Consider the following 14,111-nt stretch of genomic DNA (forward strand, 5'->3'; position numbering starts at 1 on the left):
TTCTGTTCTTATCCTTGGAATTCTTCTGGGGTCAGGGTTTTCATCGACAGCGCGTGGATCTCTTCACGCATGCGGTCGCCCAGCGCGGCATATACCAGCTGGTGGCGCTGGATCAGGCGCTTGCCGGCGAAGGCAGGCGACACGATCACGGCCTGGAAGTGCTGGCCGTCGCCCTCCACTTGCAGGTGGGTGCATTCAAGGCCGGCAGCGATATAGCTGTGGATTGCTTCTGGAGTTGTGGTCACTTTGAAATCCTCAATAAATCAGTGGCGCAAGCGGTAGCCGCTGCGCAGGAGTTTGATAGCGAGCAGCGCCAGCACCACCAGGAAGGCGGAGACGATGGCGACGCTGATCCATGGGTTCACGTCGGACTGCCCGAAGAAGCCGTAGCGGAAGCCGTCGATCATGTAGAAGAACGGGTTCGCATGCGATACGGCCAGCCAGAATGGCGGCAGCGAATGGATCGAATAGAACACGCCGGCCAGGAAGGTCAGCGGCACGATCAGGAAATTCTGGAAGGCGGCCAGCTGGTCGAATTTTTCAGCCCAGATGCCGGCGATCAGGCCCATGGTACCCAGGATGGCGGCGCCCAGCAGGGCAAAGACCAGGATCCAGAGCGGCGCCGTGAAGCTCAGGTGTGCGAACCATGCGGTAATCGCGAACACGCCGAAGCCCACCGTAATGCCGCGCACCATCGAGGCCAGCACATAGGCGGAGAAGATCTCCCAGTGCGACAAAGGCGTGAGCAGCACGAACACCAGGTTGCCGGTGATCTTGGACTGGATCAGGGAAGAAGACGAGTTGGCGAACGAATTCTGCAACACGCTCATCATCACCAGGCCCGGGATCAGGAAGGCGGTGTAGGTGACACCAGGATAAACCTCGACGCGGCCCGACAGCACGTGCCCGAAAATCAGCAGGTACAGCATGGCGGTCAGGATAGGGGCGGCGATGGTCTGCGTGGCGACCTTGTAGAAGCGCAGCGTCTCTTTGTAGACCAGGGTGCGGAAGCCGGTGGTGATCATACGATGTTCTCGTCCATGATTTGCAGGAAGATGTCTTCCAGGTCGGCCTGCTGCAGCTGCATCTCGTCGATGCTGATGCCGCCCTGGCGCAGGCGCGCGAGGATGCCTTCCACTTCGGCGTAATCGTTGATGCGCAGGCTGTATTTGTTGTCTTCCGGCGGATGATTCAGCAGCGGTACCAGTTCTTCCGGCAGCGTGTTGTGCGGCAGGTGCAGCACCAGCTGCGAACCGGAGATGCGGCGGATCAGCTGCGACATGGTGTCCAGCGCCACCACCTTGCCCAGCTTGAGCATGGCGACGCGCTTGCACATGGCCTGTGCTTCTTCCAGGTAGTGCGTCGTCAGCACGATGGTGTGGCCTTCGCGGTTCAGGCGCGTGATGAACTGCCACAGGGTCTGGCGCAGTTCCACGTCGACGCCGGCGGTCGGTTCGTCCAGCACGATGACGGGCGGCTTGTGCACCAGCGCCTGCGCGACCAGCACGCGGCGCTTCATGCCGCCGGACAGGGCGCGCATATTGGTGTCGGCCTTGTTGGCCAGGCCCAGCTCCTCCATCACCTCGTCGATCCACTTGTCGTTGTTGCCCAGGCCGAAGTAACCGGACTGCAAGCGCAGCGTCTCGCGCACCGTGAAGAATGGATCGAACACCAGTTCCTGCGGCACCACGCCCAGCTTGCGCCGCGCGGCGCGGAAATCCGACACCACGTCGTGGCCGTGGATCTTCACGCCGCCGGCATCGGCGCGGATCAAGCCGGCGATGATGGAGATCAAAGTGGTCTTGCCCGCACCGTTCGGACCCAGCAAGCCAAAGAACTCGCCTTCCTCGATCTTCAAGGACACGCCGCCAAGCGCCTGCAGCGCCTTGTAGCGCTTCTGGACGTTGCTGATTTCGATTGCTGTCATGCTTACTTGTATAGATAACTGGGACAACGATGACCGTTGTAAAGGCGCGCGCTCAACAGGCGCGGTAGACGGTCAATTATATTGGAAATTTGGCTCAGGCTCGCTGAGCCGGCAATTTCGGCGTCAGGTACTGACACCGCTGATTGCGAAGGGGGCTAGGGCGGGGGTCAATGATGATGCAGATCGGCGGGCGACACGAGCGTGCACACACCGTAGAGCTTGGTCAAGCTCAGGAGAGGCTTGGGAATATTGCGCAATTCCAGTTTGATGCCGTTCTGTTGGGCGGCGCGCTGCCATGCCAGCATGACTGACACGGCAGCGGAATCCACGGCTTCCACCTGGCCCAGGTCGAACACGGTCTGGCCCGCGCGCAGCGCAGCCAGGCCCTGTGCCAGCGCTTCCGTGGCGTTGGCCACGGTCAGCGACTTCAGGGACAGTTGATTGGAAACAGTGGTATCAGGCATTTTTTATTTACCAGCGGTCTTCAGCGGCTTGGAAGCCAGCTTCTTGTTCTTCTCGGACAGGGTCTTGATCAGGCCGTCGATGCCGCCCTTCGAGATTTCCGAAGCGAAGGTGCCTTTGTAGGCTTCCACCAGCCAAGCGCCGAGCACGTTGATGTCATAGATCTTCCAGCCGGCATCGGTCTTGGCGACGCGGTAGTTCAGCTGGATTGGCTCGCCGCGCTGCTGGTTCACCTGGGAACGCACTTCCACGTCGGTATCGCCCGGCGAAGAACGCATAGGCTTGAACTCAACAGTCTGGTCTTTCACCTGGGACAGGGCGCCCGAGTAGGTGAAGATCAGCAGGGTACGGAATTCGGTGGACAGCTGCTTTTGCTGCTCCGGGGTAGCGTCGCGCCAGTAGCGGCCGGCTGCCAGGGAAGTCATTTTCTGGAAGTCGACGTAAGGCAGGATCTTGGTTTCCACCAGGTCCATGACCTTCTTCTGGTTGCCAGCCTGGATGTCCTTGTCATTCTTGGCGGTATCCAGCACTTCGGTGCTGATACGCTTGACCAGCGCGTCAGGGGTTTCGTTAGCAGCAGGCGCAGGGGCAGCCAGCGCACTGGTGGCGAAGGCTACGGTTGCGACGGCGATCAGTTGTTTGATCAGTTTCATTGTTCTTTACCTATGTAGGGTTGTGTTCCGGATCACAGGCTGGGTTTCTTTTCAGCCGGTTCCGGGATTATAGCTTGAGGCTGCTGTGCAGCGTCGTCCTGCTGCTCTGCCTTCTTCTGCTTGCCCTTTGGACCGTCTTCACCATCGTAAACCTGGCTGTTACGGCGCTGCATATAACCGTCGCGGATGAATTCGTAACGATCGAGGGCGGCATCTTCCAGCAGCGTGGACGCGTCCAGCAGAGCTGCGCGCTGGTCCACAACACGAACAACGGTGCCGACGTTACGCACGTTGACAGGATCTTTGTACTGCCATGGATCGGCGGTGATATCCACCGGCAGGGCGGCGGTGTCGCGCACCGTCGACGGGCCCAGCAGCGGCAGCATCAGGTAAGGGCCGGACGGCACGCCCCAGGAACCCAGAGTCTGGCCGAAATCTTCTTTATGTTTTTGCAAACCTGCTTCGGAAGCAATATCAAGCACACCCAGCAGACCGAAGGTTGAGTTCAGCGCCACGCGCATGACGTCCGACATGCCATCGCCAACCTTGCCTTGCATCAAGTTGTTGGCGGCGGTCCAGACGTCGGCCAGGTTGCCGAAGAAGTTGTTGACGCCGGTCTGGAAGAAGCCCGGGGTCACGTTCTTGTAGACGGTGGCGGTCGGCTTCAGTGCGTACTCGTCCACCTTGTCGTTGAAGTCGAAGACGGCGCGGTTATAGCTTTCGTACGGGTCGCGCGGGTTCGGACCGGCACAGCCGGCCAAGGTGACGGTCGCTGCAACTGCGAGGGTCAGTTGACGGAATTTGCTCATTTGGAGTCCTTTCCTTCTGCCGCCTTGCTATAGATGAACTGGTTGATCAGGTCTTCCAATACGGTTGCGGACTGGGTGCGGGCGATCTTGTCGCCTGCCACCAGGTTCTTGTCGTCGCCGCCGGCTTCGATGCCGACATACTGTTCGCCCAGCAGGCCGGCGGTCAGGATCTTGGCCGAGCTGTCTTTCGGGAACTTGAAGCCTTCGTCCATGTCCAGCGTCACCACGGCTTTATACACCTTGTCGTCGAAACCGATCGATGCCACACGGCCGACCACCACGCCGGATGCCTTGACGGCAGCCTGGGTACGCAGCGAACCGATATTGTCGAAGCGCGCCGAAACCTGGTAGGTCTTGCTGAAACCGATCGAGCCCATATTGCCGGCCTTGAGCGCCAGGAACATCAGCGCAGCAGCGCCCATAACGATGAAGAGGCCAACCCAAACGTCTAAAGATTTACGTTGCATATTTATTCCTTTATTAGCGGTGCCAGGAGCCGACACGCTGCGCATGTCAGTCCCTGGCGCCGGTAAGTTATTACTTGCTAAACATCAGCGCCGTCAGCATGAAGTCGAGCCACCAGATCATCAGCGAAGAGATGACCACAGTGCGCGTCGTCGCACCGGAAACATCTTCCGGCGTAGGCTGGGCTTCATAGCCCTGGTACAGCGCGATATAAGTGATGGCGACACCAAACACCACACTTTTCACGAATCCATTGAATACGTCTTTCCACACGTCCACGCCGCCCTGCATCTGCGACCAGAACGCGCCTTCGTCCACACCGATCAGGCCTACGCCGATCAGGTAGCCACCCAGGATGCCGACTGCACTGAACATGGCAGTGAGCAGCGGCACCGAAATCACGCCGGCCCAGAAACGCGGCGCCAGCACGCGCTGGATCGGGTTCACGGCCATCATTTCCATGGCGGACAGTTGTTCGCCCGCCTTCATCAGGCCGATTTCCGCGGTCAGCGAAGTACCGGCGCGGCCTGCGAACAGCAGGGCGGTGATGACAGGCCCCAGTTCACGGGTCAGGCCCAGTGCTACCAGCAAGCCGAGCGACTCGGAGGCGCCGTATTTATTGAGCGTGTAGTAACCCTGCAAACCCAGCACCATGCCGACGAACAGGCCGGACAGGATGATGATCAGCAGCGAATAGTTACCAATGACGTGCAGCTGCTCCACCAGCAGGCGCGGACGGCGCAGCAGGCCAGGCGACAGGCCCAGCATGGTGAACAAGGTACGGAAGGAAAAGCCGATGCTTTCCACATAATCGCGTGCGCCACCGCCCACGCTCAGCAGGAAACGGCGCATCATTTGCGCGCTCCCAGGCCCAGGTCATCGGCCAGCGATTTGCCAGGATAATGGAATGGCACGGGGCCATCCGCTTCCGCATGCACGAACTGCTTCACGTAAGGATCGGTAGAAACCATCATGTCTGCCGGAGTGCCGTGGGCCACGATCTTGCCCTGCGACAGGAAATACACATAGTCAGCAATCTGGAACGACTCCTTGACGTCGTGCGACACCAGGATCGTGGTCGAACCCAGGGCATCGTTCAGGTTGCGGATCAGGTTGGCGGTCACGCCCATCGAGATCGGGTCGAGGCCGGCGAACGGCTCATCGTACATGATCAGCTGCGGGTCGAGCGCGATCGAGCGCGCCAGCGCCACGCGGCGCGCCATACCGCCGGAAATCTCGCCCGGCTTCAGTTTGGCGGCATTGCGCAGGCCGACTGCGTTCAGCTTGAGCAGTACCAGGTCGCGGATCAGCTCTTCCGGCAGGTCGGTATGTTCACGCAGCGGGAAGGCCACGTTTTCATACACGGTCAGGTCGGTAAACAGCGCGCCGTGCTGGAACAGCATGCCCATTTTGCGGCGCAGCAGGTAAAGGTCCTTGGTGTTCAGCTCGTGAACCACCTGGCCTTCCACAGAGACCCCGCCTTTCTGCGGGCTGATCTGGCCGCCAATCAGGCGCAGGACGGTGGTCTTGCCACTGCCCGAGCCGCCCATGACGGCCACCACCTTCCCGCGTGGGAAGTCCATATGGAGGCCGGACAGAATTGCCCGTTTTCCATAGCTGAAGTGTAAGTCACGGATTTCGACGAGATTTGGCACTGAGGTCGCTCTTTGTTCTTGAGGCCACATTGTAATTCAGAAACGGTTATCTCTGCTCAGAGGCCCTTTGCGGCGCCAATAGCGCAGTCAAAGAGGCAAATAATACAACACTACTAACCCTAGGGTCAGCAATTTACAAATTGAAACGCCTGTTGTTTGCATGTTCACTGCTGCAAGGCAGCAAATTCCTGCTATTTTAATAACTTTGGCTCATTAGAAGGAAAAAAAGCATGAAAATTCGTCGGACGGTCCTGGCTTGCTCCCTGGCGGCTATCTCGGCCCAGGCTTTGGCGGATGGCGACAAGCTCGAAGTTGTCACCGTGACTGCGCAAAAGCGCAAGGAAGACCCGAGCAAGGTAGCGATGAGTATTTCCGCCATCAGCGGCGCCTCGCTGCAGGCGCAGCAGGTGTCCGACTTCACCGACCTGACGCGGGCCGTGCCGAACATCTCCTTTACCGCCGCCACCGGCAATGGCGGCGCCGGGCCGGGCACCTCGAATATCGAAATCCGCGGCATCAGCTCGGCGGCCGGCCAATCCACCGTCGGCATCTACCTGGGCGATGTGTCGCTCACCGTGGGCAATCTGTACACCATGGGCACCGTGGAGCCGAAGTTCTTCGACATTGACCGCGTGGAAGTGCTGCGCGGCCCGCAGGCGACCCTGTATGGCGCAAGTTCCATGGGCGGCACCATCAAGTTCGTGCCAAATGAGCCGGACCTGAAAGAGCGCGAGATCACGGCTTACGCCGAGGCCTCTTCCACCAAAGGCGGCAGCGCGAATTTCTCCACTAACGTGGTCGGCAACTTCCCCCTGGTCAGCGACGAACTGGCGCTGCGCATCGGCGCGCAAGCCCAGCGTACCGGCGGCTTCATCGACCAGGTGGATGGCGATGGCAACGTAGTCGCCAATAACATCAACAAGATCAACGACCAGGAATTGCGCGTGGCCCTGAAATGGGCGGCGACGCGCGACCTGACCATCACGCCTTCGCTTTATTATCAGCGCGTGGATGCGAAGGACATCGCAGCCTTCAACCTGGAGCGGCCGCCATACCAGGCGCAGAAACAGGTGCGCGAGCCTTCCATCGACAAGCTGTTGACGCCAAACCTGGCTGTGAACTGGGACCTGGGCGGGGCAGACCTGACTTCGAGCACCAGCTACTTCCAACGCAAATTCGACCGTACCCAGAACGGTTCTGCCTACAACAGCTACTCGCTGTCGACCTTCCTGACTTCCACCGACGATGGCGGCAAAGCGCCCCCGGAACTGATCGACGCAATTGCCGGCCTGCCTTCTGCGGTGTACCTGAATAACGCGGTACGCCAGATTTCGCAGGAATTCCGCCTGGCGTCCAAACCTTATTCCGCCGGAGGTTCGCCTGTCACCTGGCTCGCGGGCTACTACTTCTCCAACCAGCACACCAACCTGAACGAGAACGACCCGATCTTTGGCGTCAACGCCACGTTTGAAAAATTCGGATTCTCCAGCGCCGACCCGAACCTGCTGCCGGACTCTTATCCAGGCGCCTTCCCGAACGATAATTCCTTCGCCGGCGAATTCCACTACCGCGAAAAGCAGAATTCGATCTTCGGCGAAGTGAATTATTACTTCGCCCCGACGCTGCATGGCACGATCGGGGCGCGCTACCTGAAGGGCAAATCCACCCTGACCCAGCGCAACAGCCTCTATCTGGCCGGCGCAGGCAACAACAGCAGCTCCAGCCTGTCCTCGCACGCCTTCACGCCGAAATACGCGGTGACCTGGGAAGTGTCGCCTGAGCACACGGTGTATTCCTCGGTCGCCAAAGGCTTCCGCCTCGGCGGCTCCAACGTCTTCGTGCCGCCAACCACCTGCGGCCCGGATCTGGAAGCCAACGGCCTGACCTCCGGCCCGCCAACCTATGCCTCCGACAGCCTGTGGAGCTATGAAGTCGGCAGCAAATCGCGTTTCATGGGCGGGCGCGTTTCCGTCAATGCCGACGCCTTCTACGTGAAGTGGAAGAACATCCAGCAAGGCGTCTACTTGCCGACTTGCGCCTACAGCTACAACGCCAACGCCGGCGACGCCACCAGCAAAGGCTTCGAATTCGACGTCAAGGCCAAGCCGATGGCCGGCCTGACCCTGAGCGCCGCCGGCGGCTACGTGAAGGCCGAACTATCCAACGACGAAGGCATCGCCAACGGCGTAGTGGGTGCTGTGAAGGGCGCGCAAGTGCAGGGCGTACCGAAGTACAACAGCACCATCACCGCGCAATACAACTTCTCTACCGCCAGCGGCCATAGCGCCTTCGTGATGGGCGGCGTGCAGTGGGTCGGCCCAAGCAAAGGTTCGCTCAATCCCGAACAGACCGACTATGACCGCCCGGCCTACCATACCGTCAACTTCAGCACTGGCATCTCGATCGACCGCTATCAGCTGACGGCCTTCATCAAGAACGCCTTCGATGAAGACAAGGTAATCCAGCACCCGCAAGTCGCCTCGATCGTACAGGGCTACCGCGTGGCGCCACGTAGCATCGGCATGAGCGTCGCAGCGAAATTCTAAAGAATGAAAATATCAGAAGTCGCAGCAGGCATTTTTGTTTCGCTGTTCATCCTGGCATTCGCAGGTGTATTCACGTGGGCGGGCATTGGTTACGGCGCCTTGCCGCTTTACGTTCAAATGCGCGACTCAAGGGCTGCCGAAAGCTACATGCCGGTGCCCGCCGAAGTAGAGTCGGTCGTGCTCGACGACCTATATAGCAAAAAAGGCGGTACGTCCTACTTCACGAGAGCTGAATTCAGATACACGTTCGAAGGCCGCCCTTACCGGAGCAAACGCGTTAGCTTCAACCGCTCTGCAGACAAAGAGGGGGAGTACCAGCAACACGTTTTCGCCCGGCTGCTGGATGCGAAGTCGAATCACAAGCCCATAGAAATCTGGGTGGATCCAAACCACCCTGAAAAGTCGGTCTACGACCGTTCAACACGCTCCGATAGAGCGCTCACGTATCTGGTAGTTGCGCTTATGTTTACGCCCATTGGACTCGGATTCCTGTTTATGATCCTCCGCGGATGGTGGCGGCTTTATGCGGAACATATCAAAAAGAAAGAATGGGAGGCCTCTCGCAGTGCCAGGGGCCTGCCGACAGGCAGGTGATCGCCGTGCATGGCGGCACACCCTCCGAGGCTACAATGCTGTCATTTTCAAATACATGACGTAACAGCATGGACGACAACGACAACAATCCCCTGAGCATGCGCGTAGCCGTAGTGGTGGCGATCCTCGCCACCTTCATGGGCATCTGCAAGGTCAAAGACGACAACATCAACCAGGCCATGCAGCAGGCACAGGCCAACAAGGTAGACCACTGGTCCTTCTACCAGGCCCGCAATATCCGCGAAGAAGTCGCCAACGCGACGATCGTGCAGCTCAAACTGGCCAAGGCTGGCCGCCCGGCGAGCGAACAAGCGTCCTATGATGATGCCATCGCCAGCTACACCAAACTCGCAGCAGAACTAAAGCGCAAGAAAGACGAACTCAAAGCCCAGGCCGAGCAGGACGACAAAACCTACGACGACTTGAACTTCAAGGACGACCAGTTCGACCTGTCCGACGCCATGCTGGCAATCGCGATCGCCCTGTTCGCGATCACCGCGCTGACTAAACAGCGCTGGCTGTTCTGGCTCTCGATGCTGCCGACCGGCTTTGGCGTTTTCATGGGTCTATCCGGCCTGCTCGGCTGGCATTTCCACCCAACTGCGCTTGTGGCGTTGCTTTCCTAATTTTCTGCAGCACGCAATGGCTACTGTCCGCCATGAGCTGCAGATCATTGAAAGAAGCGTCGGCACACGTTTGAAGTTATCTTCTGAACCTCACACCTTAGAAGGGTGCTCACATGGGAATGTATGCTCAAGTTCTTGCTGTAGGCCCCTACTCCGCATCAATCGCGGATTGGTTGGACTATGGTCCAGATACCTATAAAAGGACCAAAGAGGGCGCAGTGATCACTTGCGTGTTGTTTGGAATCTCGGAAGGATCGACGTTAAGTCGGCGGCTTGCTGCATTACTTGGGGTCTCTGATGCTTGGGATTTCAACCAACATTTGGTTCGATCCGAGAGCATCAACTTTGTGGGGCTACGCGAATTCACCGACGAATATCCCTGGTATGACCACGACGCCGCAAAAATCGAAGTGCTTTGGAAAGCAGGCTTCACATTTCGTTTTCGACCTGAAGGCTAAATCTAATAGACTGTCGGCTCAACCACAGAAGGGCGGCATTCTTCGGCTGCGGACTCAACAAACCATACAAAGCACATGACGAGATACAAATTCCAACTGTCCGCGAGCTACCATCAGTTTTACGTCCAAGATGAAGCTGCTGACGGAAATCTTTCCGATGCTTGGACCCCTGACGCCGTCGAGCGCCTTCTTGCACTCGCGCCTGGCGTGGTGGGGATTGGCACAGCGCGAAATACCGATGTTCCAGTAACCATCGATGTGTTGGATCGAGAACCTGAAAAAGAATTTGACACGTCAGACCACATCGTTGAATGTTCAATTTCAATTTCGAGCGGCATCATTGTTGTCGCTGGATGTACCGACTATTTTCCCGACGCGGCGCGGATCCGGGTACAGCCTGGATCCTATCGGGTTCGGGTCAATTTTGCAGGCTTGGGCTCCGTGTCAGATGATGGACTCGAAGGAAGTGACAGTTATCATTTGCAGCTCTGGCGCGCGCCTATTGGTGATATCACAGTGCTTGAGCGGGACGAATAGAAAGGCCGGTAGATCAGAGTTCACAGATGAACAACCCTGCATCCCCAACCAGCGGACGTATAGTCCTTGGCGTTCTCGCTGCTATGCTTGTCACGCCGCTTTTTGCGCTCAACTATCGTGAACAAGTTCAACTCGATGAGCTAGAAGCCAACGCTGTCGTTGTGACCGCTCAGCTTAATGGAAAGGAATGTCAAAACCACGGCAAAGTTCATTATCGGTATGTTGCCGAGAATCGTACCTTGCGCGGCCAAGGCAGTTGTCCATTGAATTGCAATGCCGCCTCAATCGGCGACCCGATTCAAGTAACGTACTCTCACGCCAAACCGTCGCACTCTGAATGCGAAGATTTCTTAAAACTCCAAGCCAATATCAATGGCGCCTATTTCTGCCTGCTATTCATTAGTATCGTGCTTGCCGTTGCTATACTTCGCGTCACATCCAATGACAATTTACAGGTCCGTGATGGGCGCTAACAAGTCGCCCAGGCCATCACCGTGTCCACGTTGACCTATACGCCATAGATCTTGGCCACAATTGCAGCCACCCCGAACGCGACGGTTACAACGAGTCCGAAAAATACTCGAATCTCGACTCGAACACTGCGAATTTCTGTCCTCACGTCTTGAATTTGAGCGTAGACGCGATCAAAATTCATGCGCGTTTCGCTCCTGAAGTCTTGCAGAACTTCGGAGTGATGTTGAGATGACGTCTCCAGCCGCACGACGCGGCTTTCCGTATCGCCATTCGACTTTCGCGTAGGGTCGCCGTTCATTGAGCACCTCCGTAAATCCGAATTGCGACGGTCAAGCCGAACATGAAGAGCATGACAAGTGTGGCAGCCTGGAGACCTATCAACATACGAAAGTCGGAGCGTAATTTTCCCAACGTTTCGACCAAAAACGCTGTGGCCACCTCAAGACGTGCTATGCGGCTATCGACAGTTCCGTGGTGTGCCAGCAAGACGCTACGTTATGCATGGTTGCCTCGCAGTGAATGCGCAGGGCCAGTTTACGCTGATGGGGAAGATCGTCAAGCCCACTGGGCCGTTCGCTTGACATGAGGTGGAATTAACGCGCGAAGTCCTATCACCGCAGCATTTTGGTGATGCAATCACTTCAGGCTGAGGTGTTGACTTTCAGTCCGCTGGTACTGACATTGCCGCCGCTCTGCAGATCCTGCTGGAACTTCTCCAGGAAGGCTTGCAGCGTGGGCGCTGTGGCGCTGCCGTCGGTACCGGAGGAACCACCCAAGACATTGACCAAGTTATTGAATGCATCGGTCAAATCGGACAACGTACCGTCGCCGCCGGTCTCCGTCGAACTGGCAAGTTTCTGTAACAGCGACTGAACGCTCTGCTCTAACCTGTTCTGGCCAGGATGGCCGCTTCCATCACCCAATTCCTGACCCTGGCCTTGGGCGCGCAGAGCCTGGAACAAGGTGTGCGCGAATTCATGGAATGCCTGGCCAACATCGCTTGTTCCCGGCGCTTGCGTTGCGCCTGCAGGAGGGGTTCCGCCTGCGCCGCTTGTTGCCGACGGAGGCGGAGGCAAGTTCAAGCCTAGCTGCTGCAGAGCTTCACCAATTGCGCCACCAATCCGGTGACCGCCCCCCCCGCGATGAGGGCGACCGACATTTTCGCCATCGCTGTCGACCCGGCGGGGTGGCTGGCTATTCTGGTTAATGGTTGTGCTGCTTACGCTGAAATTGGTGCTTCCAACACTGGATATCGTACTCATCACGCACTCCTCTATGAACCAATGAAGCCTTGCTTTCAGCATTATCGGTAGCGGGCGCGGGCGCAAGACAATCTTTACCGTGATTTACATCTGGCGGCAATTTTCCTCGATTTGAGCTCAGCAGTTACAACAGAGATCGTCAAGCGCACAGGGCTGCGCGCTTGACGTGAGGCGGGATTAACGCGGGAGGACGGAGCTGCCCATCAGGTACTCATCTACAGCACGGGCGCACTGGCGGCCTTCGCGGATCGCCCATACCACCAGCGACTGGCCGCGGCGCATGTCGCCTGCTGCGAACACGCCTGGCTTGCTGGTCTTGTAGCTGCTGTCGCCTTCGGTTGCCGCGCGGACGTTGCCGCGTGCATCCTTGTCGACGCTGAACGCGTCCAGCACCTGCGCCACTGGCGAAACGAAGCCCATAGCCAGCAGCACCAGGTCGGCCTTCACTTCGAATTCGGAGCCTGGCACTTCGGCCATCTTGCCGTCTTTCCATTCGACGCGGCAGGCGATCAGCTTTTCAACTTTGCCGTTCTTGCCTTCGAAGCGCTTGGTCGCAACAGCCCAGTCACGCTCGCAGCCTTCTTCATGCGAAGAGGAGGTGCGCAGCTTGGTCGGCCAGTACGGCCATACCAGCGGCTTGTTTTCCTGCTCCGGCGGCATTGGCATCAGTTCGAACTGGGTGACGCTGGCGGCGCCGTGACGGTTCGAGGTGCCGACGCAGTCGGAGCCGGTATCGCCGCCGCCGATAACGACCACGTGCTTGCCGGTGGCCTTTATCTGGTCCTTGATCTTGTCGCCGGCGTTGACCTTGTTCTGCTGCGGCAGGAAGTCCATCGCGAAGTGGACGCCTTTCAACTCACGGCCTGGCACTGGCAGGTCACGCGGGGCCTCCGCGCCGCCGGCCATCACCACGGCGTCGAAGTCCTTTTCCAGGTCTTCCGGGAAGATGGTTTCCTTGGAGCCGTTGGCCACGGTCGCCGGGAAATCCTTGCCGATCAGGACGGAGGTGCGGAACTTCACGCCTTCCGCTTCCATCTGTTCGACGCGGCGGTCGATGTGGTGCTTCTCCATCTTGAAGTCAGGGATGCCGTAGCGCAGCAGGCCGCCGATGCGGTCGGCCTTTTCGAACACGGTCACGTCGTGGCCGACGCGCGCCAGCTGCTGCGCAGCGGCCAGGCCTGCAGGGCCGGAACCGACGATCGCGACCTTCTTGCCGGTCTTGACGTCCGAAATCTGGGGCACGACCCAGCCGTGCTCCCAGCCTTCGTCGATGATCTTGTGTTCGATCGACTTGATACCGACTGGCAGCTCGTGAATGCCCAAGGTGCAGGCGCTCTCGCAAGGCGCTGGGCAAATGCGGCCCGTGAACTCTGGGAAGTTGTTGGTCGAGTGCAGCACGTTCAGCGCTTCGCGGTAGTGCCCGCGGTACACCAGGTCATTCCAGTCCGGGATGATGTTGTTGACCGGGCAGCCCGAATTGCAGAACGGGATGCCGCAATCCATGCAGCGTGCGCCCTGCACCTTGGCCTGGTCGTGGCTCAGGTGAATGACGAACTCTTTGTAGTTCTTGAGGCGAGCCTCTGGTGCCAGGTAGCCCTCTTCCTGGCGCTGGAATTCCATGAAACCGGTGATCTTACCCATTT

Annotated in this window: 18 protein-coding genes; 6 read left to right on the top strand and 12 right to left on the bottom strand. The window is 58.4% G+C overall.

The features are described from left to right. Positions 1–8 precede the first annotated feature (8 nt). The 9 genes from GM658_RS19990 to GM658_RS20030 form a co-directional block, all read right to left on the bottom strand. Positions 9–245 (bottom strand): BolA family protein, encoded by a 237-nt coding sequence (locus tag GM658_RS19990; RefSeq protein ID WP_055938984.1) that lies wholly within the window; start codon positions 243–245, stop codon positions 9–11. Positions 246–263: 18 nt separating this feature from the next. After that, positions 264–1,025 (bottom strand): ABC transporter permease, encoded by a 762-nt coding sequence (locus GM658_RS19995; RefSeq protein ID WP_155455822.1) that lies wholly within the window; start codon positions 1,023–1,025, stop codon positions 264–266. Beyond that, entirely contained in the window at positions 1,022–1,927 is a 906-nt protein-coding gene (locus GM658_RS20000) for an ABC transporter ATP-binding protein (RefSeq protein WP_155455823.1), read from the bottom strand. Before GM658_RS20000 ends, GM658_RS19995 begins: the two co-directional genes overlap by 4 nt. Before the next feature lie 167 nt (positions 1,928–2,094). Then, positions 2,095–2,391 carry an STAS domain-containing protein gene (locus GM658_RS20005; protein ID WP_155455824.1) on the bottom strand — a complete coding sequence of 99 codons (297 nt, stop codon included), beginning with the start codon at positions 2,389–2,391 and terminating at the stop codon, positions 2,095–2,097. Positions 2,392–2,394: 3 nt separating this feature from the next. Next, positions 2,395–3,042 carry an MlaC/ttg2D family ABC transporter substrate-binding protein gene (locus GM658_RS20010; RefSeq protein WP_155455825.1) on the bottom strand — a complete coding sequence of 216 codons (648 nt, stop codon included), beginning with the start codon at positions 3,040–3,042 and terminating at the stop codon, positions 2,395–2,397. Between the two features lie 32 nt (positions 3,043–3,074). Further along, positions 3,075–3,851, bottom strand: coding sequence for an MlaA family lipoprotein (locus tag GM658_RS20015; protein ID WP_155455826.1), 777 nt, complete (start codon positions 3,849–3,851; stop codon positions 3,075–3,077). Beyond that, positions 3,848–4,318 (bottom strand): outer membrane lipid asymmetry maintenance protein MlaD, encoded by a 471-nt coding sequence (mlaD, locus tag GM658_RS20020; protein WP_155455827.1) that lies wholly within the window; start codon positions 4,316–4,318, stop codon positions 3,848–3,850. Before mlaD ends, GM658_RS20015 begins: the two co-directional genes overlap by 4 nt. Positions 4,319–4,388: 70 nt before the next feature. After that, complete coding sequence (gene mlaE, locus GM658_RS20025) at positions 4,389–5,171, bottom strand: lipid asymmetry maintenance ABC transporter permease subunit MlaE (RefSeq protein ID WP_155455828.1); 783 nt, start codon at positions 5,169–5,171, stop codon at positions 4,389–4,391. Beyond that, positions 5,168–5,971: an ABC transporter ATP-binding protein gene (locus tag GM658_RS20030; protein WP_170298894.1), complete on the bottom strand. Its 804-nt coding sequence runs from the start codon at positions 5,969–5,971 to the stop codon at positions 5,168–5,170. The genes mlaE and GM658_RS20030 overlap by 4 nt, the downstream gene beginning before the upstream one ends. A 230-nt stretch (positions 5,972–6,201) precedes the next feature. Between GM658_RS20030 and GM658_RS20035 the strand changes: the two genes are divergently transcribed. From GM658_RS20035 to GM658_RS20060, 6 genes are all read left to right on the top strand, one after another. Next, a complete protein-coding gene (locus tag GM658_RS20035; protein WP_155455830.1) occupies positions 6,202–8,517 on the top strand; it encodes a TonB-dependent receptor in 2,316 nt (771 codons plus the stop codon). 3 nt (positions 8,518–8,520) lie between these two features. Further along, the gene (locus GM658_RS20040; RefSeq protein WP_155455831.1) at positions 8,521–9,111 is read left to right on the top strand and encodes a DUF3592 domain-containing protein; all 591 of its coding nucleotides are present in this window, start codon (positions 8,521–8,523) and stop codon (positions 9,109–9,111) included. 68 nt (positions 9,112–9,179) lie between these two features. Next, entirely contained in the window at positions 9,180–9,737 is a 558-nt protein-coding gene (locus GM658_RS20045) for a DUF4337 domain-containing protein (protein WP_155455832.1), read from the top strand. Positions 9,738–9,850: 113 nt separating this feature from the next. Further along, on the top strand, positions 9,851–10,195 hold the full coding sequence (locus tag GM658_RS20050) for a hypothetical protein (RefSeq protein ID WP_155455833.1): 345 nt from the start codon (positions 9,851–9,853) through the stop codon (positions 10,193–10,195). Between the two features lie 75 nt (positions 10,196–10,270). Then, entirely contained in the window at positions 10,271–10,732 is a 462-nt protein-coding gene (locus GM658_RS20055; RefSeq protein ID WP_155455834.1) for a hypothetical protein, read from the top strand. Positions 10,733–10,758: 26 nt separating this feature from the next. Continuing rightward, on the top strand, positions 10,759–11,205 hold the full coding sequence (locus GM658_RS20060; protein ID WP_155455835.1) for a DUF3592 domain-containing protein: 447 nt from the start codon (positions 10,759–10,761) through the stop codon (positions 11,203–11,205). Positions 11,206–11,240: 35 nt separating this feature from the next. Here the strand turns inward: GM658_RS20060 and GM658_RS20065 are convergent, their stop codons facing one another. The 3 genes from GM658_RS20065 to GM658_RS20075 all read right to left on the bottom strand — a co-directional run bounded on the left by GM658_RS20065 (position 11,241) and on the right by GM658_RS20075 (position 14,109). Next, entirely contained in the window at positions 11,241–11,504 is a 264-nt protein-coding gene (locus GM658_RS20065) for a hypothetical protein (RefSeq protein WP_155455836.1), read from the bottom strand. Positions 11,505–11,847: 343 nt separating this feature from the next. Next, entirely contained in the window at positions 11,848–12,468 is a 621-nt protein-coding gene (locus GM658_RS20070; protein ID WP_155455837.1) for a hypothetical protein, read from the bottom strand. A gap of 177 nt (positions 12,469–12,645) precedes the next feature. Continuing rightward, complete coding sequence (locus tag GM658_RS20075; protein ID WP_155455838.1) at positions 12,646–14,109, bottom strand: glutamate synthase subunit beta; 1,464 nt, start codon at positions 14,107–14,109, stop codon at positions 12,646–12,648. Positions 14,110–14,111: the final 2 nt, after the last annotated feature.

It is taken from the genome of Massilia eburnea, assembly GCF_009720745.1.
In the GTDB taxonomy this organism is placed as follows: domain Bacteria; phylum Pseudomonadota; class Gammaproteobacteria; order Burkholderiales; family Burkholderiaceae_D; genus Rugamonas; species Rugamonas eburnea.